At 72.4% G+C, this 14583-nt stretch carries 19 protein-coding genes; 12 read left to right on the top strand and 7 right to left on the bottom strand.

What is annotated here, in order from left to right; all coding sequences use genetic code 11:
* Positions 1–227, bottom strand: a 227-nt coding sequence (locus tag HET64_RS26465) for a DUF1275 family protein (RefSeq protein WP_215109677.1), incomplete at its 3' end; no start/stop codon positions are given.
* 163 nt (positions 228–390) lie between these two features.
* Positions 391–891, bottom strand: a complete 501-nt coding sequence (locus HET64_RS26460) for a tetratricopeptide repeat protein (RefSeq protein ID WP_215109675.1) — start codon at positions 889–891, stop codon at positions 391–393.
* Between the two features lie 99 nt (positions 892–990).
* Between HET64_RS26460 and HET64_RS26455 the strand changes: the two genes are divergently transcribed.
* The gene (locus tag HET64_RS26455) at positions 991–1818 is read left to right on the top strand and encodes a VanZ family protein (protein ID WP_251145901.1); all 828 of its coding nucleotides are present in this window, start codon (positions 991–993) and stop codon (positions 1816–1818) included.
* Positions 1819–1930: 112 nt separating this feature from the next.
* Positions 1931–2719 (top strand): DUF4389 domain-containing protein, encoded by a 789-nt coding sequence (locus tag HET64_RS26450; protein WP_215109674.1) that lies wholly within the window; start codon positions 1931–1933, stop codon positions 2717–2719.
* On the opposite strand, the gene HET64_RS26445 is transcribed toward HET64_RS26450, so the two are convergent.
* Positions 2692–3720, bottom strand: coding sequence for a YafY family protein (locus HET64_RS26445; RefSeq protein ID WP_215109673.1), 1029 nt, complete (start codon positions 3718–3720; stop codon positions 2692–2694). The genes HET64_RS26450 and HET64_RS26445 overlap by 28 nt on opposite strands.
* A 100-nt stretch (positions 3721–3820) precedes the next feature.
* Between HET64_RS26445 and HET64_RS26440 the strand changes: the two genes are divergently transcribed.
* The 7 genes from HET64_RS26440 (at position 3821) to HET64_RS26410 (ending at position 9474) form a co-directional block, all read left to right on the top strand.
* Complete coding sequence (locus tag HET64_RS26440; protein ID WP_215109672.1) at positions 3821–4390, top strand: DinB family protein; 570 nt, start codon at positions 3821–3823, stop codon at positions 4388–4390.
* Positions 4391–4457: 67 nt separating this feature from the next.
* Positions 4458–5558 carry a winged helix DNA-binding domain-containing protein gene (locus HET64_RS26435; protein ID WP_215109671.1) on the top strand — a complete coding sequence of 367 codons (1101 nt, stop codon included), beginning with the start codon at positions 4458–4460 and terminating at the stop codon, positions 5556–5558.
* A gap of 132 nt (positions 5559–5690) precedes the next feature.
* Positions 5691–6395: a DUF4230 domain-containing protein gene (locus HET64_RS26430; protein ID WP_215109670.1), complete on the top strand. Its 705-nt coding sequence runs from the start codon at positions 5691–5693 to the stop codon at positions 6393–6395.
* 274 nt (positions 6396–6669) lie between these two features.
* Positions 6670–7185 (top strand): lytic polysaccharide monooxygenase auxiliary activity family 9 protein, encoded by a 516-nt coding sequence (locus HET64_RS26425; protein WP_215109669.1) that lies wholly within the window; start codon positions 6670–6672, stop codon positions 7183–7185.
* A gap of 185 nt (positions 7186–7370) precedes the next feature.
* Positions 7371–8045 (top strand): TNT domain-containing protein, encoded by a 675-nt coding sequence (locus HET64_RS26420; protein WP_215109668.1) that lies wholly within the window; start codon positions 7371–7373, stop codon positions 8043–8045.
* Between the two features lie 6 nt (positions 8046–8051).
* Entirely contained in the window at positions 8052–8285 is a 234-nt protein-coding gene (locus HET64_RS26415) for a hypothetical protein (protein WP_215109667.1), read from the top strand.
* Between the two features lie 160 nt (positions 8286–8445).
* Positions 8446–9474: an alpha/beta fold hydrolase gene (locus HET64_RS26410; RefSeq protein ID WP_215109666.1), complete on the top strand. Its 1029-nt coding sequence runs from the start codon at positions 8446–8448 to the stop codon at positions 9472–9474.
* Between the two features lie 27 nt (positions 9475–9501).
* Here HET64_RS26410 and HET64_RS26405 read toward each other — a convergent pair whose 3' ends face one another.
* Positions 9502–9867 (bottom strand): iron chaperone, encoded by a 366-nt coding sequence (locus HET64_RS26405; RefSeq protein ID WP_215109664.1) that lies wholly within the window; start codon positions 9865–9867, stop codon positions 9502–9504.
* Between the two features lie 83 nt (positions 9868–9950).
* Here HET64_RS26405 and HET64_RS26400 point away from each other — a divergent pair, with 83 nt between their 5' ends.
* From HET64_RS26400 to lepB, 3 genes are all read left to right on the top strand, one after another.
* Positions 9951–10460 carry a DUF664 domain-containing protein gene (locus HET64_RS26400; RefSeq protein ID WP_215109662.1) on the top strand — a complete coding sequence of 170 codons (510 nt, stop codon included), beginning with the start codon at positions 9951–9953 and terminating at the stop codon, positions 10458–10460.
* Positions 10461–10570: 110 nt separating this feature from the next.
* Complete coding sequence (locus HET64_RS26395) at positions 10571–10861, top strand: hypothetical protein (RefSeq protein ID WP_215109660.1); 291 nt, start codon at positions 10571–10573, stop codon at positions 10859–10861.
* 93 nt (positions 10862–10954) lie between these two features.
* On the top strand, positions 10955–11677 hold the full coding sequence (gene lepB / locus HET64_RS26390; protein WP_215109658.1) for a signal peptidase I: 723 nt from the start codon (positions 10955–10957) through the stop codon (positions 11675–11677).
* A gap of 12 nt (positions 11678–11689) precedes the next feature.
* Here the strand turns inward: lepB and HET64_RS26385 are convergent, their stop codons facing one another.
* The 3 genes from HET64_RS26385 to HET64_RS26375 all read right to left on the bottom strand — a co-directional run bounded on the left by HET64_RS26385 (position 11690) and on the right by HET64_RS26375 (position 14531).
* Positions 11690–12124, bottom strand: a complete 435-nt coding sequence (locus HET64_RS26385) for a protein-tyrosine phosphatase family protein (RefSeq protein WP_215109655.1) — start codon at positions 12122–12124, stop codon at positions 11690–11692.
* A 61-nt stretch (positions 12125–12185) separates the two neighbouring features.
* The gene (locus tag HET64_RS26380) at positions 12186–12455 is read right to left on the bottom strand and encodes an HPr family phosphocarrier protein (RefSeq protein WP_215109654.1); all 270 of its coding nucleotides are present in this window, start codon (positions 12453–12455) and stop codon (positions 12186–12188) included.
* 48 nt (positions 12456–12503) lie between these two features.
* On the bottom strand, positions 12504–14531 hold the full coding sequence (locus HET64_RS26375) for a fructose-specific PTS transporter subunit EIIC (protein WP_215109653.1): 2028 nt from the start codon (positions 14529–14531) through the stop codon (positions 12504–12506).
* Positions 14532–14583 lie beyond the last annotated feature (52 nt).

Raw genomic sequence — 14583 nt, 5'->3', positions numbered from 1 at the left:
GTCAGCAGCGCGCCCACCACCACTCCGCAGGTGTACGCCCCCAGAGCGACGGCCACCTTCAGCGCCACGCCGTCCTCGCCCGCACCGGCGGCCGAAGCGCCCAGCAGCACCAGGTTCCCCGTCATCACCCCGGCGAAGACCTGCCCCACGCACAGGAACACGAACGCGTCCGCAGCGCCGGATGCCGCGGACAGGAGAAGCAGCGCCACCTCACCGCGCCACGGCACATCACCGGCCCGGGACACACCGGAGGAGGGGGAGGACGGCGGGAACGGCGGAGGAGCCGGGGGAGCGGTGGGCACCCGAGCATTCTCGGCACCCGCCGCTCCCGCACCGGCGCGTCCCCCGTGTCGCGGCGCGCCGCGGACGACCGCCATGGCCCCGGGCGGGTCACACGGTCTCGTCGAGGTCCTTCGCGTAGTGCTCGATCGCCCGCCGGTACCCCTGGACGTACGGGTCGCTGCTGGTCGTGGCCGTCAGCTCCAGCAACAGCCGCATCGCTTCGTGGTGCTCGTCGGTGTTGTACAGGGCCATCGCCAGGAACGCCCGGAGCGAGCCGTTGTCCGGGAACTCCGCGACCCCCCGGCGCAGCGTCTCCACCGCCTGCCCGTACCGCCCGAGAATCCGGTACGTACTGCCCAGCCCCAGGAGCGCCCCGTTCCGGTCCTCCGCGGCCAGCTCCGGATTGGCCAGAGCGCGCTCGTAATAGGGCACCGCCTCCGACTCCAGCCCCAGCACGTCATGGATCCACGCCGTGCGGTAGGCCACTTCCGCGTCCTCGGGGTAAGCGGCGGTCAGGGCGAGGAGCCGTTCGCGCGCCTCCTCGGGCCGGCCCTCCGTACGCAACCGGGCGGCCTCTTCCAGCAGGTCCCTCTTCTTATGTGCGCTCATGCGCACATCGTCGCAGGCGGGCGTGGACGGCCGCGTGAGATTTTCGCTCCATGGGGCCGTCCGGCGTGTGTTCCGGCCGGTCGGGGGCATCCGTCGGCCATGACAGCAGAGGCGAATCCCCGTACAAGCCAGGGGACATGGGTACGTGTGCTGGTGCGCGGGGCGATCCTGACCGTGGTGCTGCTGGGGCTGGTGGCGTTCTCCGTCCTGCTGGCCAAGGTGACGCTCACGCCCTCACCGGCCTCCGAGGACCTCGTCACCTCGAACCTCCGTCCCGGGCGCTCACTGCGGCAGTACGCCGAGGACTACACCTTCCTCGGCGCGGTCAAACAGGCGGGCGGCAACCTGCTGCTCGGCGTGCCCTTCGGGCTCCTGCTGCCGTTCTTCGTGCCACGCCGCCTGCGCATGATCCGGACGACGCTGCTGACCGCCGTCGCCATGGCCGTCGTCGAACTGATCCAGGGGGCCCTGGTCACGGGACGCGCCTTCGACATCGACGACGTCATCCTCAACACGGCGGGCGCACTGCTGGGGTACTTCGTGCTGGGCCGCCGGATCAGCCACCGCTACTACGTCTACACCGACGACTCGGGCTCCCCCGGCCCGTCGGCGGAGAAGCCCGAGGACGGGCCGGTGCGCGCGCCGAGCCCCGCCGCGCGCACCAGGGCGGGCCGTTCGAAGACCGCTGCCGAGAAATCCGACCGCACGGGGACCGCTGCTACCAAGGCGGGCCGTACGAAGACCGCTTCCACGAAGGCCGCAGGCACCAAGGCCGGACGACGGGTCCGGCCGAAGCCGGCTGCCGCGACCCCGGCGAAGAAGCGCGGCTCCCGCACCGGACGGACCGACGGCCGGGCGAGCACCCCTCGCGGCGCCACCGGGTCCGGCTCGGCCCGCTCCCTGCTCGACCGCCTCCGCGGCCGCTGAGCCCGGGCACCCGTTCGGGCCGGGCCGTTTGCGGGCGGCCCGGGGCGGACGCACGGTGGGGACACGTCCTGCGCGCGTATGCCGTACGGATTCCCTGCCGAGGAGGAGCGACATGGCCGAAGGCCAGTGGAGCCCGGGCCGCGAGGAGACGGACGCAAACGAGTTCCGGCCCGTCCTGGACATCGTCGAACCGGCCCGCCAGCGCCGGCTGACCGTTCTTCTGCGACTGCTGCTGCTCGTCCCGCACTTCATCGTGCTGTTCTTCCTGCACATCGCGGCGTTCTTCACCGTCATCGTGGGCTGGTTCGCGGCCCTGGTGCTGGGACGGCTGCCCGACCCCGTCTTCCGCTTCCTGACCGGTGTCCTCGGCTACGACATGCGCGTCTCGGCCAGCGACATGCTGCTCATCGACCGCTACCCGCCCTTCGCCCTGACCCCGCCGGCCGACTATCCGGTGCAGATCGAGGTGCGGGCCACCCCGCTCAACCGCCTCGCCGTGCTGTTCCGTGTCTTCCTGATGATCCCGGCGGCGATCGTGCAGAGCCTCGCCGTCTACGGGTGGTGGGCGCTGGCCTTCGTCTGGTGGCTGATCACGCTGTGTCTCGGCCGGATGCCCCGGCCGCTGTTCGAGGCGACGGCGGCCACCCTGCGCTACCGGATGCGGTTCTCGGCGTACGTCATGATGCTCACCCCCGCCTACCCCAAGGGGCTGTTCGGCGACGACGACCTCGCCGTGGCCCCGGAGCGGTCGCGCTCCGCCACCCGCCCGCTGGTCCTGAGCAGCGCCGCGAAATGGCTCGTGGTGCTGTTCCTGGTGCTGGGCCTGGCGGGTCACATCGCCTCGTCCGTGACCGCCTCGACGACCGACGACACCTACGACACGCGTCTCGTCGGATTCTGAGGGCCGGCGGGTCCCGCCCCGGTCCCCGCCGCGTCGGCACAGCGGCGGGCCAATCGAGCGAAGGCCTCCCTGAGCGCGTCGGGCCCGACGACCTCGATGTCCACGTCGAACCGGCCGAGTTCGGCGGCGAGGCCCGGCCACGACCAGGCGCCCAGGACCACGCGGCAGCGGTCCTGGCCGTGCTCCTCGACGATCCCGTCGCGGACGTGGCCGGCCACCGCGGAGGCCGGCGCGTCGAGGATCACCTCGCCGCGGCAGGGCCACCCGCCGGGGGCGTCGGAGCCCTGGAACCGGGCGGCGACGAAGGCGGCCACATCGCCTCCGGGCACCTCGCGCGACGTGAACCGGGGACCCGTGGGAGTGCGCGGGGTGATCCGGTCCGCGCGGAAGGTCCGCCAGTCCTCACGATCCAGGTCCCAGGCGACGAGATACCAGCGCCCGCCCCAGGTGACCAGGCGGTGCGGCTCCACCCGCCGCACCGCGGGCGGGGCATCGGCGGTGGCCGGCGCGTACGCGGGGGAGTGGTCGAAGCGCAGCACCTCGCGGGCGTGCACGGCAGTGCTCAAGGCCACGAGCACCTGCGGATCGGCCTGCGGGCGCGGTGGACCTCCCGTACGTTCGACGGCGGTGACCTCCAGGGCGTCGACGCGGTGGCGCAGCCGGGCGGGCATGACCTGTCGGACGGTGGTGAGCGCGCGGGCCGCGGCCTCCCCGATCCCGGCGCCGGTCGCGGCGGCCGTCCGCAGCGCGACGGCGAGTGCGACGGCCTGGTCGTCGTCGAACAGCAACGGCGGCAACCGCGCGCCCGCGTCCAGCCGGTATCCGCCGTCGGGGCCCTTGAACGCCGCGATGGGATAGCCCAGCTCCCGCAGCCGGTCGACGTCACGCCGCACCGTGCGCGGGCTGACCTCCAGCCGCTCGGCCAGCAACGGGCCCGGCCAGTCCCGGCGCGCCTGGAGCAGGGAGAGCAGCGCCAGCAGTCGCGCTGAAGTCTTCGGCATGCCGCCAGTATGACCCGGGAAGAGGCCACTTCCTGGCCTCTTCCCTTGCGAGGGTTGACCCGTACCGCACGACAGGAACACCGGAAGGAACCCGATCACCATGACCACGGCCTCCACCTCCCCCGACGCCGAGCGCACCGACCTGCTCGCCGCTCTCGCCACCGCGCGGGCCGCCCTGATCCGCACGGTCGAGGGGCTCGGCGACGAGCGGGCCGGTGCGCGCCCGACCGTCAGCGCGCTGTGCCTGGGCGGCCTCGTCAAGCACGTCACGGCCATGGAGGAGAGCTGGCTGAACTTCGTGACCGAGGGCCCGTCGGCGATGTCCTTCGCCCTGCCCGAAGGGGTCACCTGGGACGACCTGGCGGCCGGCACCGCACGCGAGTACCCGAAGTGGGCGATCGAGCGGGAGAAGGAGTTCCGCATGCTGCCCGGTGAGACGACGGCCGGGGTTCTCGGCGCCTACGAGCAGGTCGCCGCCCGCAGCGAGAAGATCATCCTCGCGGTCCCCGACCTCTCGGCGACGCACCCGCTCCCCGAGGCGCCCTGGAACGAACCCGGCGGCGAGTGGAGCGTACGGCGGGTGCTGACCCACGTCCTCACCGAGACCGCTCAGCACGCCGGGCACGCGGATATCCTGCGGGAGACGCTCGACGGGCGGCAGGCGACCTGACCACCGGCGCACCGCGCGGGGGCGCGCGAAGACCGACGTCAGGCGACCGAGAAGGAGAGACCACACGGTGACCGTCCTCGACAACCGGGCGCTCAACCGCGCCATGCTGGCCCGCCAGTTGCTGCTCGACCGGGCCGATCTGCCGGTCGTGGACGCCGTGGCCCACCTCTGCGGCCTCCAGGCGCAGGAACCGCAGGAGCCCTTCGTCGGGCTCTGGTCCCGGCTGACCGCCTTCGATCCGGCGGTTCTCTCGGAGCTGCTGACCCGGCGGAGCGTGGTGCGCACCCATCTGATGCGACGCACGGTCCACCTCGTCACCGCCGACGACGTCCTCGCCTGGCGGGCCCGCCACGACGCGATGCTGCGCCAACGCGTGCTCGGGGTCTACCGCGACGAGCTGAAGGGGGTCGACCTCGACGCACTCGCCGCCGATGCCCGGGAGCTGATGGCCGACGGGGAACCCCGTACGGCGGCCGAGATCGTGGCCGCGCTCGCCGGGCGCTGGCCCGGTCCGGGGTCCCGTCCCCTGGGCGAGATGGTGGTCGCCGCACTCGTCCCGATGGCGCAGGCGCCGCCGCGGGGGCTGTGGCGGGCGAAGGGCGGGGTGCGCAATGCCGCCCTCTCCTCCTGGCTGGGCCGTCCGGTCGATCCGCCCGCCCCCGACGGCGCCGACCCGGTCGGCCAGGTACTGGTCCGGCGCTATCTGGCCGCCCACGGCCCCGCCGCGACGGCCGACCTGCGCGCCTGGTCCGGCCTGGCCGGACTGCCCGGCGCGGTGGCCGCCGTACGCGGCGAGCTGGTCCGCTTCCGCGACGAGCGGGGACGGGAACTGCTCGACCTGCCCGACGCGCCGCGCCCGGACCCGGACACCCCCGCCCCGGTGCGGTTCCTGCCGGCTTTCGACAACGCGATCCTCGGTTATCAGGACCGCGGCCGGATCATCGACGACGCCCACCGCGGCCTGTCGGTCGCCGGTGAACGTGTCGTGCTGGTCGACGGCCGCGTGGCGGCCACCTGGCGCGTCACCGACGGGGTCCTGGCCGTGGAACCCCTGCGAGCCTTCTCCCGGGCCGACCGCGACGCCGTGGCCGAGCAAGGGAGGGAGCTGGCGTCGTTCCTGACCGACGGTGAGAGCGATCGCGTACGGGTGGCCGCTGCACCGCGCTGAACGGACCCGGCTGCCGGGCGACGCCCTCGTGTCTGCCCGGGTGTACCGGAACAGGCCTATTTTGTACGGTAGTTCCCTCCGGATTCGGCAGCAGCCGGACTGAAAGTGCCCGTCGCGGGTCACACGCTGAACATGACGTCCAGCGACGTAACCACAGAGCCCGCGCCGCACGGCGACAAGAAGCGCGACGCCCGCCCCTCGCGGGGGTGGCCGAAGGTCCTCGGTATCGTGGCGGCCGTGCTGGTCCTGCTGTTCGCGGGCAGCCGGCTCAGCCTGCTGCCGGGTCTCGACGACCTCTTCGGCGAGGAGACCCACGACCGGTCGGGCCCCGCCGTGCTCAAGTCGATCCAGGACATGAGCGCGTACGAGGCCGCCTCGGGCAACTTCCAGGTCGTCGTCGATCTGGAGAAGGACACGAAGTTCGTTCCCGACGCCCTGCGCGGCACCCGCACCCTGTTCGTCGGTGCGGGCACCGTCGGCGCCTCCGTCGACCTGGGCAAGGTCACCGGGAGCGGCGTCGTGGTGAACGAGGACCGCACCACCGCCGAACTCCGGCTGCCGCACGCGGTGCTGGGCAAACCGGCCCTCGATCCCGACCGCTCCTACGCGGTGTCCAAACAGCGCGGTCTCCTCGACCGGCTGGGCGACCTCTTCTCCGACAATCCCGGCAGTGAGCAGGCGGTCAACAAGCTCGCCGTGCACCACATCTCGGAAGCGGCGAAGGAGAGCGAACTGACCGCCCGCGCGGAGAAGAACACCGCCGAGATGCTGAAGGGGCTGCTCGGCTCCCTCGGCTTCGAGCGCGTCACGGTCCGGTACGGCGACGACCAGGGGTGATCGTGTCACCCGGGTGACGCGCGGGATGCGCGAGGCCACCCGTGCGGCTCGGGTGCGCAGGGGGCCCACCGCGCACCGCCCTTGACGCGAACGCGTCGATGGGTATGGTCTAGTCCAAGTGCAAGGCCTTTCCGGACACCTGTCATCAGGCTTGTCCGGCAAGGGACTTGCAGCCCTTCGCGCCTCTTGGCCCCACACTCGCGAGGCCTCGCCGCCGAAGCCGGGCCCCCCACGGCCCGCCACCGCGCGGTGCGGTCTCCTGTGAAGGAGAAACATGCACGTGAAGAGGAAGACCGCACTCGCCGTCGGCGCCATGCTCGCCCCGGTCCTCGCCCTGAGCCTCCCGGCGAGCTCCGCCAGCGCCCACGGCTACATCTCCAACCCGCCGAGCAGGCAGGCGCAGTGTGCCGCCGGCACGGTCAGCTGCGGTGCGATCACGTACGAACCGCAGAGCGTCGAGGGTCCCAAGGGGCTCACCAGCTGCAGCGGCGGAAACAGCGGCTTCGCCGAGCTGGACGACGACTCCAAGGGCTGGTCCGTCACTCCGGTGAACCGCTCGCAGCAGTTCGAGTGGAAGCTCACCGCGCGCCACTCGACCAGCACCTGGCAGTACTTCGTCGGCGGCGAGAAGATCGCCGAATTCGACGACGGCGGGGCGCAGCCCGGCGCGACCGTGACCCACCAGGTCGACTTCGGCAACAAGACCGGCCGGCAGGAGGTGCTCGCCGTCTGGAACATCGCGGACACGCCGAACGCCTTCTACGCCTGCATCGACGTCAACGTCAGCTAGGAGGCGCCCCTTCGGGCGGGCACCCGCCCTGACTCCACCACGCCCCGGTCGCGCATCGTCGCGGCCGGGGCGCGGTGCTGTTCGCGGTGGCCGGAAAACGGCATGGCGCGACAGCCTCGGGTAGTCGAGCGGTTACCCTACGTCAGCTGTCCTGATTGATCATCAGTGCCCGAGGGGACTCCTGAATGAACCGCATGCGAACCGTACTCGCCGCGCTCGGCATCACCGCCGGACTCATCTCCGCCCCGGCGGCGAGCGCCGCACCGGCATCCGCCCGGCCCGCGCCCGCCGCCGAGCGTCATGAACCCTGCACCGGAGAGTTCCGCGGCGACGCCCGCCTCGGTCCCCAGTGGCTGCCGAACAAGCGGCTCGCCCCGGTCGGCCCGCTCCTGAAGGGCTGGCAGCGCACCGGCGACCTCACGCCCAACGACTTCCTCAAGAAGTACTGGGAAGGGCCCGCGGACACCGGCAGCTGGAAGTACCCGCCCAACGACGGCTTCGCCGAGGTGAACGGCGAGATCGACAAGGAGCCCGTGAAGCTCCGCACCGGCCAGCGCCTGGACCGTTTCGGCTCGGAGTACGGCGGCTACCTCGCCCCGGCGGGTGACGCCTACGCCGAGCGTGCCCTGCCCCCGCAGAACCTGAACACCCGTGACGCGGCCAGCCCTTGCGACTACCGGGTCTACAAGGTCGCCAAGCCCTTCTGGGTCTGGCAGGGCGGCATCGCCCCGTGGTTCGAGCAGCCCGGCGGCGGCCAGCAGATCAAGCTCGACGCCGTGTTCCTCGACCCGGGCGCGGGGCAGCGGCTCAATGTGAAGTGGCTGCTGGACAACGCCTACCTGACGCCCGCGGGCGCGTAACCCGCCATGGACCGCCGGGCCTTGCGGGCCGCACTCGTCGAGGCGCGGATCCCCGGCGGCTACTACCGGATCGAGGGCGTCCATGAGCCCGCTCCCACCCCGCCGGACTTCCTCTTCGTCCGGCGCGGCGGGGACGGGGTCTGGGAGACCGGGGCCTTCGAGCGCGGAACCTGTGAAGTCGTCGCCCGCCACCCGGACGAGGCCACCGCCTGCGCGCACCTGCTGAGCCTGCTCGTCTGAAGCCGCTCCCCGCACCCCGCTGTTTTGCCGTAACGGCAAATAACCTTGTCCGCGCGGTCGCACCGGCCGAATGATCGTGACCGGGCGGCCGGGCACCACGGCCCGGCCGCCGCCGAAGCGACACGACCGCCGCGCCCGCACGGGGCGCCGAGGAGGAGCCATGCCGGAGCCCACCCCCGTACCCACGCCGTCCGCGGACCGGGCCGCCCGCCCCTCCGCCCTCCTGCCCGGCGCGACGCACCGGACCCTCGACGTCCCCGGCGGCCGGATCCACTGCGTCGAACAGGGCACGGGCCCCCTCGTGCTCCTCGTCCACGGCTTCCCCGAGTCCTGGTACTCCTGGCGCCACCAGCTCCCCGCCCTGGCCGCGGCAGGGCACCGGGCCGTCGCCATCGACGTGCGCGGCTACGGGCGTTCCTCCGCACCCGCCGCCACCGACGCCTACCGCATGCTCGCCCACGTCGCCGACAACACCGCCGTGGTCCACGCCCTCGGCGAGGAGACCGCCACGGTCGTCGGACACGACTGGGGCTCGCCCATCGCCGCGAACAGCGCCCTGCTCCGGCCGGACGTCTTCACGGCGGTCGCCCTGCTGAGCGTCCCGTACACGCCCCGGGGAGGCCCCCGCCCCACCGACGGCTTCGCGGGCATCGGAGGCGCCGAGGAGTTCTACGTCAGCTACTTCCAGACCCCCGGCCGCGCCGAGGCGGAGATCGAACCGGATGTACGCGGCTGGCTCGCCGGCTTCTACGCGGGGCTCTCCGGGGAGACCCCCGCCCCCGAGGACCACCCCGGCCTCTTCTTCGTACCCCCCGGCGCGCGCATGGCCGACCGCTTCCCCGCCGGCCCGCTCCCCGGCTGGCTCGACGAACGGGACCTCGACGTCTACGCCGAGGAGTTCGAACGCACCGGTCTGACCGGCGCCCTCAACCGCTACCGCAACGTCGACCGGGACTGGGAGGACCTCGCCGCCTGGGACGGAACACCCGTCACCCAGCCCTCGATCTTCATCGGCGGAGCACTGGACGCCTCCACCACGTGGATGTCCGACGCCATCGACGCCTACCCGCGGACCCTCCCCGGCCTGTCCGCCGCCCACATCCTCGAAGGCTGCGGCCACTGGATCCAGCAGGAACGCCCCGAGGAGGTCAACCGTCTGCTGACCGACTGGCTGCACGGCCTGCGCTGAGCGACACCCGGCCCGCGGTGCCCCGGGTCAGCAGGCCGTGCCGCGGGCCGCCGCCGTCGCCCGCAGCAGGTCGCGGACGAGCGTGTAGTCGATCTTCCGCGGATCGCGGAAGCGCAGGCAGCCCTTGCCCATGTCGTGGGAGGCCAGCCGGTCCGTGAACGCGTCGCGGACGTCCGTGCGCATCAGGTAGAACGAGATGTACTGCTTCTGGTCGGCGAAGGCGATCTCTCCCGTCCCGTCCCGCTCGTAGGCGGGCATGCCGTACGCCATCACCTCGCGGAACCCCGTCAGTTCCTCCCTGCACAGCGCGCGCAGCGCCGTGAGCGCCGCCCGGCGGGCCTCCGGGGCCTCGGCGAGGTACTGATCGACGTTCTGCGCGCTGCTGCGGACCATGTGCAGATCGTACGGCGACCCACCGCCGACCCGGCGGTGTGTCGCAGCCGGGAGCCGCGGGCTCCTCCGGCGAAGGTGGACGGATGAACACCGCAGGCATGCTGGCCGAAGCGTTCGACCGGGTCGGGGAAACGGTCCACGCGGCGGTCGAAGGACTCACGTCCGACGACCTCAACGCCCGCGTCGACGCGGGGGCGAACTCCATCTCCTGGCTGGTCTGGCATCTCACCCGCGTCCAGGACGACCACATCGCCGACGCCGCCGGAACCGGACAGATCTGGCTCACCGAAGGCTGGGCGGACACCTTCGGACTGCCGTTCGACGAGACGGCGACCGGCTACGGGCACAGCGCCGACGAGGTCGCCGCCGTCCGCGTGGACTCCGCCGACCCCCTCCTCGGCTACTTCGACGCCGTGCACGAGCGGACCCTGGACTTCGTCGCGGGACTGGAGGGCCACGCCCTCGACCGGATCGTCGACGAGAGCTGGTCGCCACCGGTGACGCTCGGTGTCCGGCTGGTCAGCGTCATCGCCGAGGATCTCCAGCACGCGGGCCAGGCCGCCTTCGTCCGAGGGATGCTGGAACGCGGCTGAGGACCGGTGGCAGGACGGGCCCGCCCACACCCGTGCGTAGTCCCATCGGCGGTGCCATACTCGGAGGAAGTCGGCTTGACAGGCTTGCCATCGTCCGGAAGGTGACCGTCATGAGCTGGGCATCTTGGACGACCAGCGGTGTCTTCGCGGGAACCGGCGGGGTGCGCACCGAGGAAGCGGGCATCCTGAGCGGCGACCTCACGGTGCATACGACCTGGTCCGACGGACAGGCGTCGGTGGCCGTGCAGTACAGCGGATCGTCGGACTGGTTCACCCTCACCGGCAGCCCCGTGCCGTGCCCCTCCGAGGAGGAGAGCCGCGCCTTCCACCAGAGCGTGGTCGAAGCCGTCCGCGCCGGCGAGGGCGCCACCGTCCCTCCGGTCGGCGCGGGACCCGTCTGACGTCGCTCACCGCTCACCGCGCCCCATAGAGTGGATCACCGGATCCGTTCCCCCAGGGGCGGGCGCACGGGACACGGGCGAGGAGCGGTGCACATGGGGCGGGCGGGCACACGGCGGTCGAGGACACGGAAGAACCGGCCGTTCTGGGTGGAGCTGCCGCTCCTCATCGGCGTCGCCCTGGTGCTGGCGCTGCTCATCAAGACGTTCCTGGTGCAGGCCTTCTCCATCCCCTCGGACTCCATGCAGAACACCCTCCAGCAGGGCGACCGGGTCCTCGTGGACAAGCTGACACCCTGGTTCGGATCGGAGCCGGAGCGCGGTGAGGTGATCGTCTTCCACGACCCGTCGAACTGGCTCGCCAACGTGCCCGTGGACCCGCCCAACACCGTGCAGAAGGTCCTGAGCTTCGTCGGTGTGATGCCCTCCGCCGAGGAGAAGGACCTCATCAAGCGCGTCATCGGCGTCGGAGGCGACACCGTGGAGTGCGAGGGCGACGGGCCGGTGAAGGTCAACGGCACCGCCCTGGACGAGCCGTACGTCTTCCCCGGCAACACCCCCTGCAGCGACGACGAGGAAGGCGGCCGGTTCAAGGTCACCGTCCCGGAGGGCAAGATCTGGGTGATGGGGGACCACCGCCAGGCCTCCGCGGACTCCCGCTACCACCAGGACGACCCGAACCAGGGGATGGTCCCGGTCGACGAGGTCGTCGGCAGGGCCGTCGTCATCGCCTGGCCGGTCGGCCGATGGAGCACCCTGCCGGTGCCGGGAACCTTCGACCCCGTGCCCGACACGCCCCGGGGCCCCGCCGCTCGCTGACCGTGCACGAGATCAGTGCTGCGCGAAGTTCCGTACGTAGCGGCGCTGCCAAGGTGTCTCCACCGCTCGCGGGTGGTAGCCCCCGCGCACGAACGCCACCGCCTCGTCGGAGGGGACCCCGTCCAGGACGGCCAGGCAGGCCAGCGCCGTGCCGGTGCGGCCCATCCCGCCGCCGCACGCCACCTCGACCCGCGTCCCGGCGGACCGGTCCCACACCTCGTGGAGGAGTTCCCGTGCCGCCGCCCGGTCCGCCGGGAGCCGGAAGTCCGGCCACCGCAGCCACCGGGACTCCCAGGCGACCGGGGGCGGGGTACGCCCGAGGAGGTAGACGCCGAAGTCCGGTTCGGGGCCTGTCGGCAAGGGCTTGCGCAGCCCCCGGCCGCGTACGAGCCGTCCGGAGGGGAGGGCCAGGACGGCCGGGTCGTCGGCGTTCCACGTCTCGATCACGTGTCCCAATCTAACGACCCGGCAGCCGCCGGTAGTACGTATCGCACCGGTCGGCCGGGGATCAGGTGGCGTCGAGATCCCGCGCGAGCAGCTCGGCCAGCTCCTCGACCGCCGCCCGCGCCCCGTCGCCCTCGGCGCTGAGCACCACGGTCTCCCCGTACGGGGCGGCCAGGGCCAGCACCGCCAGCATGCTGCGGGCATCGACCGGGTCACGGCCCTCACGGGCGATGGTCACCTTGACCGGCTGACGGGCGGCGGCCTTGACGAACAGCGACGCCGGACGGGCGTGGAGCCCGCTGCGGGAGGCTATGGCGACGGTCTGCTGGTGCATGGATCACTCCTCGTGAAGAGATGTGGGAGAGGGGCGTGTGTGCGGAGTTCAGGCGGTGACGGTGACCCGGGAGCTGTCGGGGTCCGCGGGCCCCGCGTCCCCGGCAGCCTCCGGCGCCGCCCCGCGCGCGCCCTTGAGCAGGAGGACGAGCGCGGTCGCCACCAGCGTTCCGGCCGCGATGGCGAGCAGGTAGAGGAACGGCTCACCGATCAGCGGGACGACGAAGACGCCGCCGTGCGGAGCGCGCAGGGTCGCGCCGAAGGCCATCGACAGGGCGCCGGTGACCGCGCCGCCCGCCATCACCGACGGAATGACCCGCAGCGGATCGGCGGCGGCGAACGGGATCGCGCCCTCGGTGATGAACGAGGCGCCCAGAACCCAGGCCGCCCGGCCGTTCTCGCGCTCGGTCTTCGTGAACAGCCTCCTGCGTACGGTGGTGGCGAGCGCCATCGCCAGCGGCGGCACCATCCCGGCCGCCATGACCGCGGCCATCACCTTCAGGCTGCCGTCGGTCGGGTCGGCGAGACCGCCGACCGCGAAGGCGTACGCCACCTTGTTCAGCGGGCCGCCCATGTCGAAGCACATCATCAGCCCGAGGATGACGCCGAGGATCACCGCGTTGGAGCCCGACAGACCGTTGAGCCAGTCCGTGAGCGCGTTCTGCAGCGAGGCGATGGGCTTGCCGACCACGATGAACATGAGGAACCCCACGACCGCCGACGCGATCAGGGGGATCACCAGGACCGGCATGATGCCGCGCAGGGTCGCGTGGACCGGGACCCGCTGGATGGCCATCACCACCGCACCGGCCAGCAGACCGGCGACCAGACCTCCGAGGAACCCGGCGTTCACCGTGAGCGCGATGGCCCCGCCGACGAACCCGGGCACCAGCGCCGGCCGGTCCGCCATGCCGTACGCGATGTACCCGGCCAGCACCGGGACCAGGAACCCGAAGGCCGCCGAGCCGATCTGGTTGAGCAGTGCGGCCCAGCTGTCCGCCTCGCCCCAGACGAAGTGGTCGGCGACCGACTTGGCGCTCGCTATCTCGTAGCCGCCGATGGCGAACGACAGGGCGATCAGCAGACCGCCCGCCGCGACGAACGGCACCATGTAGCTCACGCCGGACATCAGATACGTACGGAGCCGGACGCCGAAGTGCGCGTGATCCGCAGCGGATCCGTCCCCGTCCGGATCTCCCGTCCCGGAGCCGGCCGCCCTGCCGGGTTCGGGTACGGCGGCGATCTCCCCGCGTTCCGCCTTGCGGCGGGCCTCGGCGATCAGCTCGGCGGGCCGGTTGATGCCCGCCTTGACCCCGACGTCGACCAGCGGCTTGCCGCGGAAGCGGGACTTCTCCCGCACCTCCACGTCGTGCGCCCAGATCACGGCGTCCGCCGCCGCGACGACGGCGGGGTCCAGCTTCTTGAAGCCGGCCGAACCCTGGGTCTCCACGGTCACCTCGACCCCCTCGGCACGGCCCGCCGCGGCCAGGGACTCGGCCGCCATGTAGGTGTGGGCGATGCCGGTGGGGCAGGAGGTGACGGCGACGATCCGGAAGGGGGCGCTCGCGGCGGCTCCTGCGGCTTCCGTCTCCGTCTCTGTTTTCGCCTGTTCCCGCTCCTGGCTCTCCTCCGGCGGCTCCTCGCCCCGGATCAGCGCGGCCACCGCCCGCGGATCCGTTCCGGCGCGCAGGGCGGCGGTGAACTCCGCGTCCATCAGCCTGCGGGCCAGGCCCGACAGGATCGTGAGGTGGTCGTCGTCGGCCCCGGCCGGGGCCGCGATGAGGAAGATCAGGTCGGCCGGACCGTCGGCCGCCCCGAAGTCGATGCCCGCCCCGCTGCGCCCGAGGGCCAGCGTCGGCGCGCTCACATGTTCGCTGCGACAGTGCGGGATGCCGATGCCGCCGTCGAGGCCGGTCGGCATCTGGGCCTCGCGGGCGGCGACGTCGGCCAGGAAGCCTTCGAGATCGGTGACGCGGTGCGCGGCCACCATCCGCTCGGCGAGCGACCTCGCGGCGGCGTCCTTCGTGGTGGCGGACAGATCGAGGTCGACCAGTTCCGCGGTGATCAGCTCACTCATCGCGGTGCTCCTTGCTCGGGGACCGCCGTGCGGCGGCTCGGGGGGACGGGGC

Source organism: Streptomyces sp. McG3, assembly GCF_018619185.1.
GTDB lineage: Bacteria > Actinomycetota > Actinomycetes > Streptomycetales > Streptomycetaceae > Streptomyces.
This window is presented reverse-complemented; position numbering and strand designations above follow the sequence as displayed.

What these genes read in the sequence shown, in the direction of transcription:
- lepB (WP_215109658.1), top strand. Translation starts at nt 10,955, where the DNA reads ATGGGGCGGGCGGGCACACGGCGGTCGAGGACACGGAAGAACCGGCCG.
- HET64_RS26410 (WP_215109666.1), top strand. Translation starts at nt 8,446, where the DNA reads ATGCCGGAGCCCACCCCCGTACCCACGCCGTCCGCGGACCGGGCCGCC.
- HET64_RS26450 (WP_215109674.1), top strand. Translation starts at nt 1,931, where the DNA reads ATGGCCGAAGGCCAGTGGAGCCCGGGCCGCGAGGAGACGGACGCAAAC.
- HET64_RS26460 (WP_215109675.1), bottom strand. Translation starts at nt 891, where the DNA reads ATGAGCGCACATAAGAAGAGGGACCTGCTGGAAGAGGCCGCCCGGTTG.
- HET64_RS26455 (WP_251145901.1), top strand. Translation starts at nt 991, where the DNA reads ATGACAGCAGAGGCGAATCCCCGTACAAGCCAGGGGACATGGGTACGT.
- HET64_RS26425 (WP_215109669.1), top strand. Translation starts at nt 6,670, where the DNA reads ATGCACGTGAAGAGGAAGACCGCACTCGCCGTCGGCGCCATGCTCGCC.
- HET64_RS26375 (WP_215109653.1), bottom strand. Translation starts at nt 14,531, where the DNA reads ATGAGTGAGCTGATCACCGCGGAACTGGTCGACCTCGATCTGTCCGCC.
- HET64_RS26415 (WP_215109667.1), top strand. Translation starts at nt 8,052, where the DNA reads ATGGACCGCCGGGCCTTGCGGGCCGCACTCGTCGAGGCGCGGATCCCC.
- HET64_RS26430 (WP_215109670.1), top strand. Translation starts at nt 5,691, where the DNA reads ATGACGTCCAGCGACGTAACCACAGAGCCCGCGCCGCACGGCGACAAG.
- HET64_RS26420 (WP_215109668.1), top strand. Translation starts at nt 7,371, where the DNA reads ATGAACCGCATGCGAACCGTACTCGCCGCGCTCGGCATCACCGCCGGA.
- HET64_RS26440 (WP_215109672.1), top strand. Translation starts at nt 3,821, where the DNA reads ATGACCACGGCCTCCACCTCCCCCGACGCCGAGCGCACCGACCTGCTC.
- HET64_RS26400 (WP_215109662.1), top strand. Translation starts at nt 9,951, where the DNA reads ATGAACACCGCAGGCATGCTGGCCGAAGCGTTCGACCGGGTCGGGGAA.
- HET64_RS26380 (WP_215109654.1), bottom strand. Translation starts at nt 12,455, where the DNA reads ATGCACCAGCAGACCGTCGCCATAGCCTCCCGCAGCGGGCTCCACGCC.
- HET64_RS26405 (WP_215109664.1), bottom strand. Translation starts at nt 9,867, where the DNA reads ATGGTCCGCAGCAGCGCGCAGAACGTCGATCAGTACCTCGCCGAGGCC.
- HET64_RS26445 (WP_215109673.1), bottom strand. Translation starts at nt 3,720, where the DNA reads ATGCCGAAGACTTCAGCGCGACTGCTGGCGCTGCTCTCCCTGCTCCAG.
- HET64_RS26395 (WP_215109660.1), top strand. Translation starts at nt 10,571, where the DNA reads ATGAGCTGGGCATCTTGGACGACCAGCGGTGTCTTCGCGGGAACCGGC.